The sequence below is a fragment of the Leifsonia shinshuensis genome, assembly GCF_013410375.1.
Taxonomy (GTDB): Bacteria; Actinomycetota; Actinomycetes; order Actinomycetales; family Microbacteriaceae; genus Leifsonia; species Leifsonia shinshuensis.
This window is the reverse complement of the sequence record NZ_JACCFL010000001.1, coordinates 2,021,664-2,039,088: the sequence shown is the minus strand read 5'-3', so window position 1 is coordinate 2,039,088 and position 17,425 is coordinate 2,021,664. Positions and strand designations below refer to the sequence as shown.

Genomic DNA, 17,425 nt, shown 5'->3' with positions numbered 1-17,425 from the left:
GGCTCACTTTCAGTAGACGGTGTTCGAAGCGGGACGGCGGTTCGGGCGACTGCTGTCTCGGTCGGGGTTCAGTAGTAGGGCGGGAAGTCGGCGGGGGCCGTCGTGGAGGGCTTGACCCGGTAGGTCTTCAGCACCTGGCTCATGATCGTGTGGAACAGCGGAGCGGCGGCAGCCGACGAAGTAATGGTAGTCGGGAACCCGAGGTTGACCGAAACGACGTACTGCGGATCGTCCACCGGGGCGACCCCCATCACCGACACGTAGTACGACGGCAGGTAGCCGCCCTTGCCGTCCGGCTGCTGGGCCGTTCCGGTCTTCGCGGCGACGTTGTAGCCGGGGATGTTCAGCTGCTTGGAGAGCTCGCCCTTGGTCGTCACCGACTCCAGCATCCCGAGCGTCGTGCTGGCCGCGGCGGCCGAGACGACCGGGATCGGCGTGGGCTTCGGGACGTCGGTGATCGTGCCGTCCGCCTGCTTGCAGCCGGCGACCATCGTGAGCGGGATGCGGGTGCCGCCGTTGGCGAGCGCCTGGTACGCGCTCACCATCTGCAGCTGGGTGGCCGACACGCCCTGGCCGAACATCGTCGCGTACTTGGTCTGGTCGTCCCAGTCCTTCACCGGGTGCAGCTCGCCGGAGTCCTCGTTGGGGTAGGGCAGCCCGGTCGAGGCGCCGATCCCGAACTTCTTGAGGTAGTCGTAGCGGGTCTGGTCGGTGAGGGCGCGGCCCAGCTGCGACATGCCGGTGTTCGACGAGTTCATCAGCACGCCGGTGAGGGTGAGCCGCTCCGGCGCGTGGTAGCCCGAGTCGTGCAGGTCGGCGCCGTTGCCGGACTTCCACTCGTAGGGCGCAAGGACCTGGCTGGTGGGCGTCGCCTTGCCCTGGTCGATGAGCATCGACGCGGTGAGCGCCTTGAACGTCGAGCCCGGCTCGCGCGGGTCCGTCAGCGACTGGAGGCGCCAGAACGACGGGTCGGTCGCGTCGATGTTGTTCGGATCGAGCGCGGGCCACTGGGCGATCGCCTTGATCTTGCCGGTCTTCGCCTCCGCGACCGTGACGAAGCCGAACTTCGACCCGGTCGCCGCGACCTGCTGGGCCAGCGTCTGCTCGGCGAACCACTGCAGGTCGCTGTCGACCGTCAGCTGGAGGGTCCCGCCGTCCTTGGCCTTCTTCTGGACGACCGTGCTGCCGGGGATGGCCACCCCGTCGGCGCCGCGCTGGTAGGTCTCCAGGCCGTTCACGCCGGCCAGGCAGCCGTTCTCGCTCTCCTCCAGGCCGCCGTTGCCGGCCTGCGAGACGTAGCCGATCAGGTTGCCCGCGACGGCTCCGTCGGGGTAGCTGCGCGCCTGGGTCTTGCTGAAGGTCAGCCAGGGGTACGGCAGCTTGTCGAGCTTGTTGAAGGCGGTGACGTCCATGCCCGACTTGATGAGCACGTACTTCGACTTGGCGTTCGCCTTCAGGGCGTCGTCGAAGAGCTTCACCACGGCGTCGCCGCCCTGGCCGGTGATCGCGCCGATCTTCGCGGCGGCCTCCACCATCTTGTCGCGGCCGCCGGCGATCGCGTCGGAGGGCGAAGCCTGCGCGGTGTAGGTGTAGATCGTCGTCGCCAGGATCTTGCCGCTCGCGTCGACGATGTCGCCGCGGTTGCCGTAGAGGGTGTTCGAGTCCTCCTTGGCGTTCACCGACGCCTTCTGCAGCGCGTCGGCGCGGACCACCTGGATGTCGACCAGCTTGCCGCCGAGGATGGCGACGAACGCCGCGACGGCGACGACGGTCAGGGCCGTCCGCCGCCGAAGCATCTTCCTGTTGATCACGCCCCGCGTCCGTCCCGTCGCGTCGTCAGTGCGTCACCGGTGTCGGCAACGCTCCCTGCAACGGTACGGACGGCGTGGCGGGAGCGGTGGACGACGCACCCGCGCCTGCGGAACTCCCAGCTTGGCCGGCTGCCCCCGCAGCGGGGGCGGCCGCTCCCGCCGCGGGCCCGGCGACCAGCGGCACGCCGTTGAGCTGCGCGTTCGGCACCAGGTTGCCCTGGCCTCCGGTGACCGTGCCTGCCGCCGGGGTCGCGGCGATGGGCGCGCCGAGCACCGCCCCGTCGGAGAGGCGCAGGTAGGCGGGGTTGCTGTTGCTGACCATGCCGAGCGCGTTGGCGTTGGCGGCGAGGTTCTGCGGGGAGGTGAGCCGGTTGAGGTCCTCCGATGCCGCCTGGTAGCTGCGCTGCAGCTGCGTCTGCTGGGCCTGCAGCGAGCTCAGCTGGTAGGCGCCCTGCGAGACGCCGATGCTGAGCAGCAGCTGCGCCACCACGATCACGAGCAGCGCGGACACCGCGGTGACCGCGTAGAGGGTGCGCGGGCGCGCCCGGCGCTGGCTCCTGGTCGGCACCACCTCGAGGTGGGCGCGGCGCTCGCGCGCCGGCCGCTCCGGACGGTCCAGCGGCGGGGCGGGCGCGTCGAGCACGGGCGCGGTCGCCGCCGTCGAGGCCGGAACGTGCCAGGTCATCGTCGGACGCCTGCGGACCCCCGTACTCATCGTGTTGCTGCTCACGAGTCCCTCCTCACTCGTTCGGCCGCGCGCAGGCGGACCGGGGTCGCCCTCGGGTTGGCCGCCTTCTCCTCGTCGTCGGCGAGCTCGGCGCCCCGGATCAGGAGCTTCAGCTCCGGCCGGTGCTCCGGGAGCTCGACGGGAAGCCCCGCGGGTGCGCTGGAGCGCGACCGCGTCTGCAGCTCGCGCTTGACGATGCGGTCCTCCAGCGACTGGTAAGACTCCACGACGATCCGGCCGCCGACCGCCAGCGCGTCGATCGCGGCCGGGATGGCGCGCTCCAGCACCGCCAGCTCCTGGTTCACCTCGATGCGCAGCGCCTGGAAGACGCGCTTGGCAGGATGGCCCTGCCGCGAGATCGCGGCCGGCGTGGCCTTCTGCAGGATGTCGACCAGCTGGCCGGAACGGACGATCGGCGCGTTCTGCCGCTCCTCCACGATGCGGCGCGCGTAGCGGGCGGCGAGCTTCTCCTCGCCGTAGTCGCGGAAGATCCGGCGCAGGTCGGCCTCGGAGTAGGAGGCCAGGACGACCTCGGCCGTGAGGTCGCTGGTGCCGTCCATCCGCATGTCGAGCGGCGCGTCCTTGGAGTACGAGAAGCCGCGCTCGACGCGGTCGAGCTGCAGCGAGGAGACCCCGAGGTCGAACAGCACGCCGTCGATCGTGTCGATGCCGAGGCCGTCGAGGGCGTCGCGGATGCCGTCGTAGACCGTGTGCACCAGGTGGACGCGGTCGCCGAAGCGCGCCAGCCGGGCGCCGGCGATGGCCAGCGCCTCCGGGTCGCGGTCGAGGCCGACCAGGGTGACCCCGGGGAAGCGCTCCAGCACGCCGGCCGAGTGGCCGCCCATGCCGAGGGTCGCGTCCACGAAGACGGCGCCCGGCTCCTGCAGGGCAGGGCCGAGCAGCTCGATGCAGCGCTCGAGGAGGACGGGGGTGTGGATGTCGTCCGTCATGTCCGCATCCGGGTGGACCGGCTCCTGATTCCGGATCCCCATCCATTCCGACCTGCCACCGGGGAAGTGGTGTCAGGGCGTATGGCTGGGAGTCCGGCGCCAGGCGCTAGAACAGTCCCGGGATCACCTCCTCCTCCGTGTTCGCGAATGCTGCCTCCTGCTCGGCGAGGTAGGTCTCCCATGCCTCGGCGTCCCAGATCTCGGCACGGCTGCCCGCGCCGATCACCACCAGGTCCCTGTCGAGCCCCGCGTACGACCGCAGCGGGGTCGGGATGGTGACCCGGTTCTGCTTGTCCGGCACCTCCGCGCTCGCCCCCGAGAGGAACACGCGCAGGTAGTCGCGGGCCTGCTTGCTGGTCACCGGCGCCTGCCGGATCTTCTCGTGCAGCGATTCGAACTCGCGCTGCGAGAAGACGTAGACGCAGTGCTCCTGACCGCGGGTCAGGACGAGTCCGGACGCGAGCTCATCCCGGAATTTGGCCGGCAGGATGATGCGCCCCTTCTCGTCCAGCTTGGGGGCATAGGTGCCGAGGAACATCGACTCCACCCCCCACTCTCCCGGCCACGGTTGCGGTGTACCTCCACTTTACTCCACTCCCATCCACAAAATCAGTACCATCGGCCGTTTTGCCCCGTTTAGGGGTGTTTTGGGCGCGGAAATACGCGGAAAAACGCGGTGGAGGGAAATGGAGGGTGAAGAGGCCTCCGGGGAGCGTGCGGGCACGAAAAAAGGGCCGATCCGAAGATCGGCCCGAGCGGGGGGGGTGCGGGGAGTGGGGTGGAGGGGCTACTGCTGCCCGTCCTGGCGCTTGTCCCAGCGGTCGTTCATGCGGTCCATGAAGCCGGGCTGGCCGCGGGTCGGCTTGCCGGACGAGCCGGCCGCCGCTGCGTCGGGATCGATCGCCACGCGCTTGCCCGGCGCGATGGCCAGGAGCACGCCGCCGAACATCACCACGAATCCGAGGATCCCGACGATGGGGAGCTGGACGAAGACGCCGGTCACGAGGACCGCAACGCCGATGACGGCGACGAGGATTCCGAGGACGATCGACCGGTAGGCGGGGCGGGCCCGCTTGCCTCCGACCTTCGCAACGAAGTCCGCGTCGTTCTGGTAGAGACTGCGTTCCATCTCTTCGAGGAGGCGCTGCTCATGTTCTGAAAGCGGCATCCGGATCCCCCTCTTTCTAGCGGGTTCTAGGCGTTGTGTGGCCGATTGTAGCCGCACCACTCTGACTAGGCTATACGTGTGTCCGAAAGCATCCGATTCGTCGACCTCATCCAGTCCAGAATCGATGGATTCTTCGATGCGCGTGCATCCATTCTCGTCTCCATCGCCGACGAACTCGCCCCGATCGCGGCTTTTTCGAGGGATTTTCTCAGCGGCGGCAAGCGCTTCAGGGCGCTGTTCTGCTTCTGGGGGTGGCAGGCCGTCCGGACGGCCGGTGACGAGCCGGGTGCGGACGCCGCGGTGACCGCGGGCGGCCCGCTCGACGCGGTCGTCTCCGTCGCCTCCGCGCTGGAGCTCTTCCACGCCGCGGCGCTCGTGCACGACGACCTCATCGACAATTCCGACACCCGCCGGGGAGCGCCCTCCGCGCACCGCCGCTTCGAGCGTTTGCACGACCAGGAGGGCTGGCAGGGCTCGGGGGCGACGTTCGGCACGGGAGCCGCAACGCTGCTCGGCGACTACCTGCTCATCCTCAGCGACGAGCTCTTCGACGAGGGCCTCACCCAGACGGTGAGCGCGTCGGCCCGGCGCTCGGCGCGGGCCGAGTTCAACCGGATGCGGCTCGACGTCACGGCCGGCCAGTACCTCGACATCTTCGAGGAGATCGGCTGGGCGGGGCGGCCGGACGCCGACCAGCTCGCCCGCGCCGAGCGCGTCATCGTCTACAAGTCGGCCAAGTACTCGATCGAGTCGCCGCTGCTCATCGGCGCGAGCCTCGCCGGGGCCACCGTCGGCCAGCTCGACGCGCTCCGCCGCTTCGGCCTCCCCCTCGGCATCGCGTACCAGCTGCGGGACGACCTGCTCGGCGTCTTCGGAGACGCGGAGGTCACCGGCAAGCCGAGCGGCGACGACCTGCGCGAAGGCAAGCGGACGGTCCTCATCGCGCTCACCCGGCAGGCGGTGCCCGCCGGGGCGCGCGCGACGCTCGACGAGCTGCTCGGCGACCCGGACCTGACGCCGCAGCAGATCCAGACCCTGCAGATGACGATCCGCGACTCGGGCGCCGTCGAGAAGGTGGAGCGGATGATCGCCGACAACGTCGCGATCGCCATCGAGGCGCTCGACGAGGCCCCGATCGGCCCGGCGGCGCGCGCACAGCTGCGCGAGCTCGCCGTGACGGTCACCCGCCGGGCCTCCTAGCCGGCGAGGGGCCCGCGGGGCTCAGAACCGAGCGGCTCAGGACCGGGCGGCTCCGGACCGGGCGGCTCAGGGCCGCTCGCTCAGGCCAGGGCCTGGGCGACCCGCCGGACCTCCGCCTTGCGTCCGGCGCGCAGCGCCTCGATGGGTGCGGCGCCGAGGCTGTCCTCCTCGGTGAGCAGCCAGTCGACGGCCTCCTCGTCGCCGAAGCCGTTGTCGGCGAGCACGACGAGAGTGCCGTGCAGCTCGCCCAGCGGCTCCCCGTCGCGCAGGAACACGGCGGGGACCTTGAGGACGCCGTCGATGCGCTTCGCCGCGAGATGACGATCCTCGATGAGTCTGCGGACACGGCTGACGCCGAGCCCGAGCTGCTCCACGAGGTCGGGGATGGTGAGCCACTCGGTGGCCAGGACCTGCTCGTTCACACACACAAGCGTGCCACGTCCTGGCGGCGTTCACCTCGTCGAGTGAATGTTACGGTTGTGTTAACTGTTGTCACAGCAGTCACACTGGTTGACTCCTTACTCACTCTGTGTCAGCGTGGACCGTGCATTTGCCACTCATGAGGGGGTCGACCATGTCGCTGAGCGAGAGCACGAACCGGCGCATGCTGGGCACGGTGCCGATCGCGATCGCCGGATCGATCGCCGTGACGCTCAACCTCCTCACCCCCGCGCAGGCCGCCACCGGCGCCGTGCGGGAGCAGGCGCCGGAGAAGAGCGACGCGACCGGACCGCGGAACACGATCAGCGGCGCCGCGGGCACGACAGGCTCCGCGGCCTCCCCCGGCCAGATCGAGATCGCCGCCGCGCCCGCGAGCTACCGCGTGCAGACCGGCGACACCGTCTCGGGGATCGCCGCGCGCTTCGGGCTGTCGACCGCCGCCGTGCTGGCGCTCAACGGGCTCAGCTGGAAGAGCCTGATCTTCCCGGGCCAGGTCCTGGCGCTCAGCGGGGCGCCGAAGCCCGCGGCTGCGCCCGCGCCCGTCGCGCAGGCGCCGGCCCCCGTGCCGGCCGCGACGGGCTACACCGTCGTGACCGGCGACACCGTCAGCGGCATCGCCGCCCGGTTCGGCGTGCGCACCTCGGCGGTGCTGAGCGCCAACGGCCTCAGCGGCGCCAGCATCATCTACCCGGGCCAGAAGCTCGCCATCCCCGGCATGGCGACCGCATCGCTGGACACGCCCCGCCCGGCCACCGCCGCGGTCGTCACCGCGCCGTCGCCCGCGCCGGCGCCGGTCATCCAGCCGGGCCAGGTCGTCCCGCTCAGCGACGAGATGCGGGCGAACGCCCAGCTCATCATCCGGATCGGCCGCCAGGAGGGCGTCCCCGCCCAGGGCATCGTCGTGGCCCTCGCCGCCGCCGCGCAGGAGTCCGGGCTGCGGAACGTCCGCTACGGCGACCGCGACTCCCTCGGCCTGTTCCAGCAGCGGCCGAGCACGGGCTGGGGCAGCCCCGACCAGGTGCTCGACCCGACCAGGGCGACCCTCGCCTTCTACGGCGGCCCGGCGAACCCCAACCGCGGCCGCACCCGCGGGCTCCTCGACATCCCCGGCTGGACCTCCCTGAGCGTGACCCAGGCCGCTCAGGCGGTGCAGATCTCGGCCTTCCCCGACGCGTACGCCAAGTGGGAGACCTCCGCCCGCGCGTGGCTGGCGCAACTCGGGTGACGCCACCGGCCGGCGGAAGGTCACAGCCGGGTCACAGCCCCGGCGCACACCGGTGTTTTGCAGGATTCGCGACCGCGCTGTTCCCTAGACTCGATCCGTGACCACGAGCCAGACAGACCCGATGATCGGACGTCTCATCGACGGCCGCTATCAGGTGCGCTCGCGGATCGCCCGGGGCGGCATGGCCACGGTGTACCTGGCCACCGATCTGCGCCTGGAACGGCGCGTCGCGATCAAGGTCATGCACGGCCACCTCGCCGACGACAACACGTTCAAGAGCCGCTTCGTGCAGGAGGCCCGCTCGGCCGCCCGGCTCGCCCATCCGAACGTGGTCAACGTGTTCGACCAGGGCCAGGACTCGGACATGGCCTACCTGGTCATGGAGTACCTGCCCGGCATCACGCTGCGCGACCTGCTCAAGGACTACGGCAAGCTCACGCCCGAGCAGACCATCGACATCATGGAGGCCGTGCTCAGCGGGCTCGCGGCCGCGCACAAGGCCGGCATCGTGCACCGCGACCTCAAGCCGGAGAACGTGCTCCTGGCCGACGACGGCCGGATCAAGATCGGCGACTTCGGCCTGGCGCGCGCGGCCAGCGCGAACACGGCGACCGGCCAGGCGCTGCTCGGCACGATCGCCTACCTCTCCCCCGAGCTCGTCACCCGCGGCGTCGCCGACGCGCGCAGCGACATCTACGCGCTCGGCATCATGATGTACGAGATGCTCACCGGCACGCAGCCGTTCCACGGCGAGCAGCCGATGCAGATCGCCTACCAGCACGCCAACGACCCTGTGCCCGCGCCGTCCAGCGTCAACCCGGCCGTGCCGCCGGAGCTCGACGAGCTGGTGCTGTGGGCGACCGAGAAGGACCCGGACCGCCGGCCCTCCGACGCGCGCGAGATGCTCGACCGTCTCCTGGAGGCGGAGAAGTCCATCCGCGGCGACGCCGTGGTGCAGCCCACGATGGTGCTGCCTCCCGCGTTCGACATCGCCGACGGCGACACCCAGATCATCAACCCCGCCATCCGGCAGCAGGTCGCCTCCAGCACGCCCACGGCGACGGACACCCTGACCGAGGCCGCCCGCCGCCGGCGCGGCAAGGGCTGGTGGCTGTTCGCCCTCGTCCTGGTGCTCGCCGCCGTGGCGGGCGGGACGGGCTGGTACTTCGGCTCGGGTCCCGGCTCGTTCGTGACGGTGCCGAACGTCGTCTCGCAGGCGCCGGCCACGGCCGCGGCCGAGCTGACGAACCTCGGCTTCAAGACGGCGCAGGCGCAGGAGTACAGCGTGACGATCCCCGCTGGGCAGGTGTCCAGCACCGACCCGAAGGCGGGCGCCTCGGCGAACCGCGGCAGCACGGTGACGATCCGCGTGTCCAAGGGCCCGCAGCCGGTCACGATCCCCGCCCTCGCCGGGCAGAACGTCGACGCGGCGAAGGCCGCGATCACGGCGACGGGAGCGAAGGTCGGCGACGTCGCGCAGCAGTTCGACGCCAAGGTCCCGGCGAACACGGTCATCTCGGCGGCGCGCGCCTCCGACGGCTCCGACATCTCCGGAGGCGGCGGCTACTTCCAGGCGGCCGCCGTGAACCTCGTCGTCTCCGTCGGCCCGATCCCGGACGTCTCCGGCAAGACGGTCTCGGCGGCGACGGCGGCGCTGGAGAAGGTCGGCCTGCACACCACCGCCGGTCCGCAGAGCTACAGCGACACCATCGACAAGGACGACGTCATCTCGGCGCAGCCGCAGAGCCAGCCCGTTCGCCCCGGCGACACGGTGGCCCTGGAGACCTCCCGCGGGCCTCAGCCGGTGCCGGTGCCCGACGTGGTGGGCCAGACCTGGGACAAGGCGAAGGCCGCACTCCAAGCCGCGGGGTTCCAGCTCAAGTACAGCTCGGCGGCGGACCTCCTCCCCGGCGCGTTCGTGGTCTCGAAGGTCTCGCCGGACGCCGGCACGCAGGCGCCCAAGGGCTCGACGGTCACCGTCAACTTCGCCGGCTTCTGAACCGCGCTCCCCTCCGCCCGCCAAACAGCCGAGTACGCGAATAGTCTGCGTACTCGGCTGTTTGCGGCTGAATTCTTGCGTACTCGGCTGTTGCGGGTAGGGGTCAGCCCTGGCTGAGCTCCTCGGCGACCAGGAAGGCCAGCTCCAGCGACTGCATGTGGTTCAGGCGCGGGTCGCACAGCGACTCGTAGCGGGTGGCCAGGGTCTCCTCGTCGATGTGCTCGGACCCGCCCAGGCACTCGGTGACGTCGTCGCCGGTGAGCTCGACGTGGATGCCGCCCGGGTGCGTCCCCGCGGCGCGGTGCGCCTCGAAGAAGCCCTTGACCTCGTCCACGACGTCGTCGAAGCGGCGCGTCTTGTAGCCGTTCGGCGTGGTGAGCCCGTTGCCGTGCATCGGGTCGGTGACCCACAGCGGGTTGGCGTCGGAGTTCTTCACGGCCTCCAGGAGCGGCGGCAGGGCGTCGCGGATCTTGCCCGCGCCCATGCGCGTGATGAAGGTCAGCCGGCCGGGCTCCCGCTCGGGGTCGAGGGCGTCGATCAGGCGGCGCATGTCGTCGGCCGTCGTGGTCGGGCCGAGCTTGACGCCGATCGGGTTGCGGACGCGCGACAGGAAGTCGACGTGCGCGCCGTCGAGGTCGCGGGTGCGCTCGCCGATCCAGACGAAGTGCGCGGACGTGTTGTACGGCGTGCCGGTGCGCGAGTCGATGCGGGTCATCGGACGCTCGTAGTCCATCAGGAGCGCCTCGTGGCTGCTGTAGAACTCGACGCGCGTCAGCTCGTCGAAGTCCGCGCCCGCGGCCTCCATGAACTTGATCGCGCGGTCGATCTCGCGCGCCAGGCCCTCGTAGCGCTGATTGGCCGGGTTCGCGGCGAAGCCCTTGTTCCAGCTGTGCACCTCGCGCAGGTCGGCGAAGCCACCCTGCGTGAAGGCGCGGATGAGGTTCAGCGTGGAGGCGGCCGTGTGGTAGCCCTGGATCAGCCGGCGCGGATCGGCGGCGCGCGACTCCGGCGTGAAGTCGTAGCCGTTGACGATGTCGCCGCGGTAGGCCGGCAGCGTGACGCCGCCGCGGGTCTCGGTGTCGCTGGAGCGCGGCTTGGCGAACTGCCCGGCCATCCGGCCCATCTTGATGACGGGGACGGAGGCGCCGTAGGTCAGCACGACGGCCATCTGCAGCACGGTCTTGACGCGGTTGCGGATCTGGTCCGCGGTCGCCCCGGCGAAGGTCTCGGCGCAGTCGCCGCCCTGCAGCAGGAACGCCTTGCCCTGCGCAGCGCGAGCGAGTCGCGAGCGGAGCTGGTCCACCTCGCCGGCGAACACCAGCGGGGGCAGGGTCGCGATCTCGGCGGACGCCGCTGCGGCGGCCTCCGGGTCCGGCCACTGCGGCTGCTGCTTGATCGGGAGCGTGCGCCAATAGTCGAGACCCTCGATCACGGAGTCGTCAGGTTTCACGACGGGATCTGTGGTCTGCAGCACTGTTCTGTTCCGCTCGGTCGGGTGAATGGGATAACCGAGCCTATCGCGCCGGACGGGCCTCCGGCGCCGCGGGAGCGGATTGTGACGGGACCGCGACCGGCGGCGTGGACGCGGGGTCTGCCAGCGCGGCGCGCTTCTCCTTGACCGTGCTCGCGTACACGTCCACGTACTCCTGCGAGCCCAGCGCGTGCAGCGCGTACATGATCTCGTCGGTCACCGAGCGGAGGATGAAGCGGTCGCCCTCCATGCCCTCGAACCGGGAGAAGTCGAGCGGCTCTCCGATGATGATGCCGATCCGGCCGACCCGCGGGATGCGGCGGCCGATGGGCATGATCTCGGCGGTGTCGACCATCGCGACGGGGACGACAGGGACGCCGGCCTCCAGGATCATCCGCGCGACGCCGGTGCGGCCGCGGTACAGCTTGCCGTCGGGGCTGCGGGTGCCCTCCGGGTAGATGCCGAGGATCTCGCCGCGCGCCAGCACGGCGAGGCCGGTGTTCAGCGACGCCTCGGAGGCCTTGCCGCCCGATCGGTCGATCGGGAGCTGGCCGGTGGCGTTCATGAACGCACGCGTCGCCCAGCCCTTCAGGCCGCGCCGGGTGAAGTAGTCGCTCTTGGCGAGGAAGGAGACGTGCCGGTCGACGACGATCGGCAGGAAGATCGAGTCGATGAACGACAGGTGGTTGCTGGCGAGGATGACGGCGCCGCTCGCGGGGACGTTGTCGAGCCCCACGACCCAGGGTCGGAAGATGCCGCGGAGCAGCGGCCCCGCGATCAGGTTCTTCATCAGCCAGTAGAACATCGTTCGAAATCCTACTGCCCCGCCCCGCTCACCGGGAGGACCGGCTCACGCGCGGACACGCGCAGCAACCGCTGCCGGAGCGGCTCAGAGCGCCGCGTGCAGGCGGGCGAGGTCGGCCGCGCCCACGACCCCGGCGTCGTTGACCAGCTCCGCGATCTTGAACTCCGGCTCCGGGTGGTAGCCGCGGGCCGGGAGGTTCTCGAGGTAGGCCTGCCGGATCGGCTCCAGCAGCAGCTCGCCGGCCTGGGCGACGCCGCCGCCGAAGACGAAGAGCTGCGGGTCGAGGATCGCGCCGAGGCTCGCACAGGCCTGGCCGAGCCAGTCGCCGAGCTGACGCAGCGCGGCCAGCGCGCCGGGGTCGCCCGCCATGATGAGGCCGGAGATGTCGGAGCCGCTCAGCTCGCCCTTCCTGCTGCGGATGTCGGCGAGGGACTGCCCGATGCCGCCGGCGTCCGCCAGCTCGTTCGCCATCCGCTGCAGCGCCCGGCCGGAGCCGTACTGCTCGATGCAGCCGTGCGCGCCGCAGCCGCACGGCAGGCCGCCCGGCACCACGCGCATGTGGCCGATCTCGGCGCCCGCGCCGAAGCCGCCGCGGAACAGCCGGTCGTTGCTGACGATCGCGCCGCCCACGCCGGTGCCGATGGTGAGGATGACCATGTCGCTGACCAGGCGGCCCGCTCCGTAGCGGAACTCCGCCCAGCCCGCCGCGTTGGCGTCGTTCTCGATGATGACGGGGACGTCGATCCGCTTCTCGAGCTTCTCCCGGAACGGCTCGTGCCGCCAGTTGATGTTGGGCGCGTAGTAGACGGTCGACTGCGCGGCGTCGATGAACCCGGCCGCAGCGACCCCGGCGCCCGCGATCTGCTCCGGCCCGTCCGACAGCCGCTCGATCATCGCGACGACGGCGTTCTCGATCTCCTCCGGACGGCTGGCGTCGGTCGGCACGCGGTCCTCGCGGACGATCGCGCCGAGCTCGTCGACGACCGCTCCGGCGATCTTGGTCCCGCCGATGTCGATTCCGATGGCATGCACAGGCGAGCCCCTTCCGGATGGGCGTGGGTCGGGCGATGGTGGGATGAGCGGACCGGGCCGTCTCGGAAGACTCCCTGCCGCACCATCTAGAGTGTAATCAACCACTGCGAGCCGGAGCGATTCGGCCCGATCACCCGCCCGCCCGGTATCGAGGGAGCTACCGTGAACCAGTTCGAAACCCCCGCAGTCGTCCCCGCCGACCCGGAGGCCAACGCGACCGACCTGCTCGTGCAGCGGGTCGCCGCCACCCCGGACGCCGCGCTGTTCAGCCTCCCGGACGGCGACGGCTGGAAGGACGTGACCGCGGCCGAGTTCTACCGCCAGGTGATCGCGCTCGCCAAGGGCCTGGTCGCCGCCGGCATCCAGCCGGGCGACATGATCGGCCTGATGTGCAAGACCCGCTACGAGTGGTCGCTGATCGACTTCGCCACCTGGTTCGCCGGTGCCGTGCTCGTCCCGATCTACGAGACGTCGTCGCCGGCGCAGGTCCAGTGGAACATGTCCGACTCCGGCGCGAAGGCCGTCATCCTGGAGACCGCGGAGATGTTCTCGCGGTTCGACGAGGTGCACGCCGACCTCCCGCTGATCCAGAACGTCTGGCAGCTGCACCTGGGCGACCTCGACAAGCTGGCCGCCGGCGGCGTCGGCGTCCCGGACGAGGAGATCGAGCGCCGCAGGAACCTGGCGCGCGGCGAGGACATCGGCACGCTCATCTACACCTCCGGCTCCACCGGACGCCCGAAGGGCTGCGTGCTGACGCACTCCAACTTCGTGGAGCTGTCGCGCAACTCCGCCGAGGCGCTGAAGGAGGTCGTGATGCAGCCGGGCGGCGCCTCCACGCTGCTCTTCATCACGACGGCGCACGTGTTCGCGCGGTTCATCGCCGTGCTCTGCGTCACCGCGGGTGTGAAGGTGGGCCACCAGGCCGACACCAAGCAGCTGCTTCCCGCGCTGGCGAGCTTCAAGCCGACGTTCCTGCTGGCCGTGCCGCGCGTGTTCGAGAAGGTCTACAACTCGGCCGAGCAGAAGGCGGAGGCCGGCGGCCGCGGCAAGATCTTCCGCGCCGCCGCCGAGGTCGCCGTGGAGCACTCGAAGGCCGTCGAAGCCGGTTCGGTGCCGTTCGGCCTCAAGCTCAAGTTCGCGCTCTACGACCGGCTGGTGTTCTCCAAGCTGCGCGCTGCGATGGGCGGCCGCGTGAAGTACGCCGTCTCCGGCTCCGCGCCGCTCGGCGCGCACCTGGGCCACTTCTTCCACAGCCTCGGCATCAAGATCCTGGAGGGCTACGGCCTCACCGAGACCACGGCGCCGGCGACCGTCAACCGTCCCGACATGTTCAAGATCGGCACCGTCGGTCCCGCCCTCCCCGGCGTCGACCTGCGGCTGGCCGCCGACGGCGAGATCCAGGTCAGGGGCGTGAACGTCTTCAAGGAGTACTGGAAGAACCCGGAGGCGACGGCCGCGGCCTTCGACGACGGCTGGTTCCGCACCGGCGACCTCGGCACGTTCGACGACGACGGCTACCTGACCATCACCGGCCGCAAGAAGGAGATCATCGTCACCGCCGGCGGCAAGAACGTCTCCCCCGCCGTGCTGGAGGACCCGATCCGCGCCAACCCGCTGGTCGGCCAGGTGATCGTCGTCGGCGACCAGAAGCCGTTCATCGCCGCGCTCGTGACGCTGGACACCGAGATGCTGCCGACCTGGCTGGCGAACAACGGCGAGGACAAGGACATGACCCTCGCCGAGGCCTCCGTGAACCCGGCGGTGAACGCGGAGATCCAGCGCGCGATCGACGCGGCGAACCAGGGCGTCTCCCGTGCGGAGAGCATCCGCAAGTTCGTCATCCTCGCCACGGAGCTGACCGAGGCCAGCGGCCACCTCACGCCGAAGCTCAGCATCAAGCGCAACGTGATCCTCGCCGACTTCGCCGACGTGATCGACGGCGTCTACAGCGGCAACCCGAGCACGCAGGGGATCTCGCTGGCGCACTAGGCGCTCCACGATTCGTGCCGAATGTCGCCTTTGGCGCCGCCAAACGCGACATTCGGCACGAATCTGTTGAGGCGCTCGGCGAACGCATCGCGGTCGCCGAACAGATCGTGCGAGGTCACTCTGACGACACGCCAGCCTTCGGCCTCGAGGAGGTCGCGGCGCTCGATGTCCGTGTGCCACTGCCTGCGTTCCACGCGGTGACCATCGCCCTCGTACTCGAACGCGAGCCGTCGCTCCGGGATGGAGAGGTCCGGATGCAGCACGACGCCTCGGCGACCTACCGGCACCGGATGGTTGACCTCCAACCAGCCATAGCCGCGAGCCTCCAGGAACAAGCGCAGCAGCGTCTCGGGACGCGAATCCGCTCCGGGGCGGATACGAGGGAGCGCCCAGGCACGAGCCCGAGCCCCCTTCGTGCGCCGAAGCTCGTCTGCGGCGACGACGAGTTCGTCGATGTCGGCGAGAGCGGGGCGCTTGCGCGCGCCGACCAGATGGTCTCCCACCGCGACGAGGTCCTCGCGGCTGAGGACTCCGGAGAGCTGGCACCAGACGTGAGCCGCCGTACTGACCGGCAACCCCTCCACCACCTGCCCCGCCAGGCTCCCCAGGCTGTGACCCGCCACTCCTCGGGCGCGCGGCGGAGATCGCGGGAACTCCACCGATACGTGAAGTGGACCCTGGTCTTGCGTCACCGGCAGGGGGACGCCGAGGAGGGCAGCCCCGGTCTGATGGCTGAAGTATGCGCCATCGGCCAGCAGCGGGAGGTACGCCTGGCACCGCTCCCGAAGCGAGCCAGGCGCCACGGAAAGATGAATACCGTGGAACGGGCTGTAGAGGTCACGGGCGCGCAGCCGTGACGCGCTGACTCCGGCGCGACGCGCCTCCGAGGGTGTGAAGGCGACACCGGCCAGCGCGGCCGGGAGGGGTTGTGGAGTTCGCATGCCCCGATTGTGGCGGCCGAATGCGCCCGCGTGGCTCGCGGGCGGCGAATCGGTGGACAAGCCGAGTTGTCCACACCGAGGCACACCTGCACGATTCGCAACGAATCGCGCCTCCCGCGCCCACCCGCATTCGTCACGAATCGCGCGAATGAGCGCGACAAACGCGACATTCGTGACGAATGTCACGAGCGGCAGCGCCGAGCGACATTCGTCACGAATCGCGCGAATGAACGCGACAAACGCGACATTCGTGACGAATCGCGCCGGCGCTACACCTCGTCGCGCCAGGAGTGCTGGGGGTCGTACCCCAGCACCCGGCGGGCCTTGTCGATCGACAGCAGGGTCTCGTTGTTGTCGAGGTCGTCGCGCTTCAGCGGGACGCCGGGGAAGACCTCGGCGACGAGCTCGGAGTTGGGACGGCTCATCACCGTGTCGGCCGCCGCGATGATGAAGCGGTCGAAGCCCGTGGCGTCCCACTCGAGGGCCTTCTGGATGGCCTGGGCGCCGTCGCGGGCGTCGATGTAGCCCCAGAGGTTCCACTTCCGGCCCCTGGCGTCCGCGTCGTAGGACGGGAACGCGGCGTAGTCGGCCGGCTCCATCACGTTCGAGAAGCGCAGCGCCACGATCTTCAGCGACGGGTCCCAGCGCGTCAGCTCGATCGCCATCTGCTCCTCGAGGTGCTTGACCAGCGAGTAGGTCGACTCCGGGCGGGCCGGGTAGTCCTCGTCCACCGGGATGTAGGGCGGCGGCACGTCGAACGGGAGGCCGAGCACGGTCTCGCTGGACGCGTAGACGATGTTCTTGATGCCGGCGCGGCGCGCGGCCTGGAAGACGTTGTACGTGACGCGGATGTTGTTGTGGAAGGTGGCGACGTCGCTCAGGATCGCCGGAGCGGGAATGGCTGCCAGGTGCACGATGGCGTCGAAGCCGCCGTGCGCGTCGTCGACGCCGAGGATCGCGTCGATCGTCTGGCCGTAGTCGGTCAGGTCGACACGCACGAAGCCGCGGCCGCGCTCCCCCGTCGCGTCCAGGTTGACGACGGTGTGACCCGCCGCGCGTAGTTCGCGGACGACTGTGCGTCCGAGCTTGCCCGATCCTCCGGTGACTGCGATGTCCATGCCACCGAGTCTACGGACTCAGCGGGGACGGCTCAGAACCAGTCGCTCTCCCGCACCTGGCGCATCGCCTCGCGGCGGGTGTCCTTGTCGAGGCGGTCGAGGTAGAGCTTCCCGTCCAGGTGATCGGTCTCGTGCTGGAGCGCCTGGGCCATCACGCCGGTGCCGGAGAGCTCGATCTCGTTGCCGTCGAGGTCGATGCCGCGCACCCGCGCGAACGGGTAGCGGGCGGTCTTGAACCACAGGCCGGGCACCGAGAGGCAGCCCTCGTCCACCAGCTCGGGCTCGCCGGAGACCTCCACGAGCTCCGGGTTGATGATGTAGCCGACCTCGCCGTCCACGTTGTAGCTGAACGCCCGGAGGCCGACGCCGATCTGCGGGGCGGCGACGCCGGCGCGCCCCGGCGGGATCACGCTGTCGATCAGGTCCTCGACGAGGCCGCGGACGCCCTCGTCGATCTCGAGCACGGGCTCGGACGGGGTCTTCAGGACGGGGTCGCCGAACAGGCGGATCTGACGTTCGGTCACAGGGGTCTCCTAGAGCGCAGG

Annotated in this window: 16 protein-coding genes; 4 read left to right on the top strand and 12 right to left on the bottom strand. The window is 70.4% G+C overall.

Annotated elements, in window-relative coordinates; all coding sequences use genetic code 11:
* Positions 1-68: 68 nt before the first annotated feature.
* The 5 genes from HNR13_RS09960 to HNR13_RS09940 all read right to left on the bottom strand — a co-directional run bounded on the left by HNR13_RS09960 (position 69) and on the right by HNR13_RS09940 (position 4,656).
* Positions 69-1,811 (bottom strand): penicillin-binding transpeptidase domain-containing protein, encoded by a 1,743-nt coding sequence (locus HNR13_RS09960; protein WP_179605610.1) that lies wholly within the window; start codon positions 1,809-1,811, stop codon positions 69-71.
* A gap of 25 nt (positions 1,812-1,836) precedes the next feature.
* The gene (gene ftsL, locus HNR13_RS09955; protein ID WP_343063518.1) at positions 1,837-2,541 is read right to left on the bottom strand and encodes a cell division protein FtsL; all 705 of its coding nucleotides are present in this window, start codon (positions 2,539-2,541) and stop codon (positions 1,837-1,839) included.
* Positions 2,538-3,488 (bottom strand): 16S rRNA (cytosine(1402)-N(4))-methyltransferase RsmH, encoded by a 951-nt coding sequence (rsmH, locus tag HNR13_RS09950; protein ID WP_179605609.1) that lies wholly within the window; start codon positions 3,486-3,488, stop codon positions 2,538-2,540. The genes ftsL and rsmH overlap by 4 nt, the downstream gene beginning before the upstream one ends.
* Positions 3,489-3,594: 106 nt before the next feature.
* Positions 3,595-4,026 (bottom strand): division/cell wall cluster transcriptional repressor MraZ, encoded by a 432-nt coding sequence (mraZ, locus tag HNR13_RS09945; protein ID WP_055916780.1) that lies wholly within the window; start codon positions 4,024-4,026, stop codon positions 3,595-3,597.
* Between the two features lie 249 nt (positions 4,027-4,275).
* The gene (locus HNR13_RS09940) at positions 4,276-4,656 is read right to left on the bottom strand and encodes a DUF3040 domain-containing protein (protein WP_179605608.1); all 381 of its coding nucleotides are present in this window, start codon (positions 4,654-4,656) and stop codon (positions 4,276-4,278) included.
* Between the two features lie 78 nt (positions 4,657-4,734).
* Here HNR13_RS09940 and HNR13_RS09935 point away from each other — a divergent pair, with 78 nt between their 5' ends.
* Positions 4,735-5,856, top strand: coding sequence for a polyprenyl synthetase family protein (locus HNR13_RS09935; protein ID WP_179605607.1), 1,122 nt, complete (start codon positions 4,735-4,737; stop codon positions 5,854-5,856).
* 80 nt (positions 5,857-5,936) lie between these two features.
* On the opposite strand, the gene HNR13_RS09930 is transcribed toward HNR13_RS09935, so the two are convergent.
* Positions 5,937-6,278, bottom strand: a complete 342-nt coding sequence (locus tag HNR13_RS09930; RefSeq protein ID WP_179605606.1) for an Rv2175c family DNA-binding protein — start codon at positions 6,276-6,278, stop codon at positions 5,937-5,939.
* Positions 6,279-6,430: 152 nt separating this feature from the next.
* Between HNR13_RS09930 and HNR13_RS09925 the strand changes: the two genes are divergently transcribed.
* Positions 6,431-7,522, top strand: coding sequence for a LysM peptidoglycan-binding domain-containing protein (locus HNR13_RS09925; RefSeq protein ID WP_179605605.1), 1,092 nt, complete (start codon positions 6,431-6,433; stop codon positions 7,520-7,522).
* Positions 7,523-7,619: 97 nt separating this feature from the next.
* Positions 7,620-9,521, top strand: a complete 1,902-nt coding sequence (pknB, locus tag HNR13_RS09920; protein WP_179605604.1) for a Stk1 family PASTA domain-containing Ser/Thr kinase — start codon at positions 7,620-7,622, stop codon at positions 9,519-9,521.
* A gap of 103 nt (positions 9,522-9,624) precedes the next feature.
* Here the strand turns inward: pknB and HNR13_RS09915 are convergent, their stop codons facing one another.
* The 3 genes from HNR13_RS09915 to HNR13_RS09905 all read right to left on the bottom strand — a co-directional run bounded on the left by HNR13_RS09915 (position 9,625) and on the right by HNR13_RS09905 (position 12,829).
* Positions 9,625-10,953, bottom strand: coding sequence for a class II 3-deoxy-7-phosphoheptulonate synthase (locus HNR13_RS09915; RefSeq protein ID WP_179609326.1), 1,329 nt, complete (start codon positions 10,951-10,953; stop codon positions 9,625-9,627).
* Positions 10,954-11,035: 82 nt separating this feature from the next.
* Positions 11,036-11,797: a lysophospholipid acyltransferase family protein gene (locus HNR13_RS09910; RefSeq protein WP_179605603.1), complete on the bottom strand. Its 762-nt coding sequence runs from the start codon at positions 11,795-11,797 to the stop codon at positions 11,036-11,038.
* An 84-nt stretch (positions 11,798-11,881) separates the two neighbouring features.
* Positions 11,882-12,829 (bottom strand): ROK family glucokinase, encoded by a 948-nt coding sequence (locus HNR13_RS09905; protein ID WP_179605602.1) that lies wholly within the window; start codon positions 12,827-12,829, stop codon positions 11,882-11,884.
* A gap of 162 nt (positions 12,830-12,991) precedes the next feature.
* Between HNR13_RS09905 and HNR13_RS09900 the strand changes: the two genes are divergently transcribed.
* Complete coding sequence (locus HNR13_RS09900; RefSeq protein WP_179605601.1) at positions 12,992-14,821, top strand: AMP-binding protein; 1,830 nt, start codon at positions 12,992-12,994, stop codon at positions 14,819-14,821.
* Here the strand turns inward: HNR13_RS09900 and HNR13_RS09895 are convergent.
* The 3 genes from HNR13_RS09895 to def form a co-directional block, all read right to left on the bottom strand.
* On the bottom strand, positions 14,818-15,762 hold the full coding sequence (locus HNR13_RS09895; RefSeq protein ID WP_179605600.1) for an endonuclease domain-containing protein: 945 nt from the start codon (positions 15,760-15,762) through the stop codon (positions 14,818-14,820). The two genes, HNR13_RS09900 and HNR13_RS09895, sit on opposite strands and share 4 nt — an antisense overlap.
* 269 nt (positions 15,763-16,031) lie before the next feature.
* The gene (locus HNR13_RS09890; RefSeq protein WP_179605599.1) at positions 16,032-16,880 is read right to left on the bottom strand and encodes an NAD-dependent epimerase/dehydratase family protein; all 849 of its coding nucleotides are present in this window, start codon (positions 16,878-16,880) and stop codon (positions 16,032-16,034) included.
* 32 nt (positions 16,881-16,912) lie between these two features.
* Positions 16,913-17,404: a peptide deformylase gene (def, locus tag HNR13_RS09885; RefSeq protein ID WP_179605598.1), complete on the bottom strand. Its 492-nt coding sequence runs from the start codon at positions 17,402-17,404 to the stop codon at positions 16,913-16,915.
* Between the last annotated feature and the right edge of the window lie 21 nt (positions 17,405-17,425).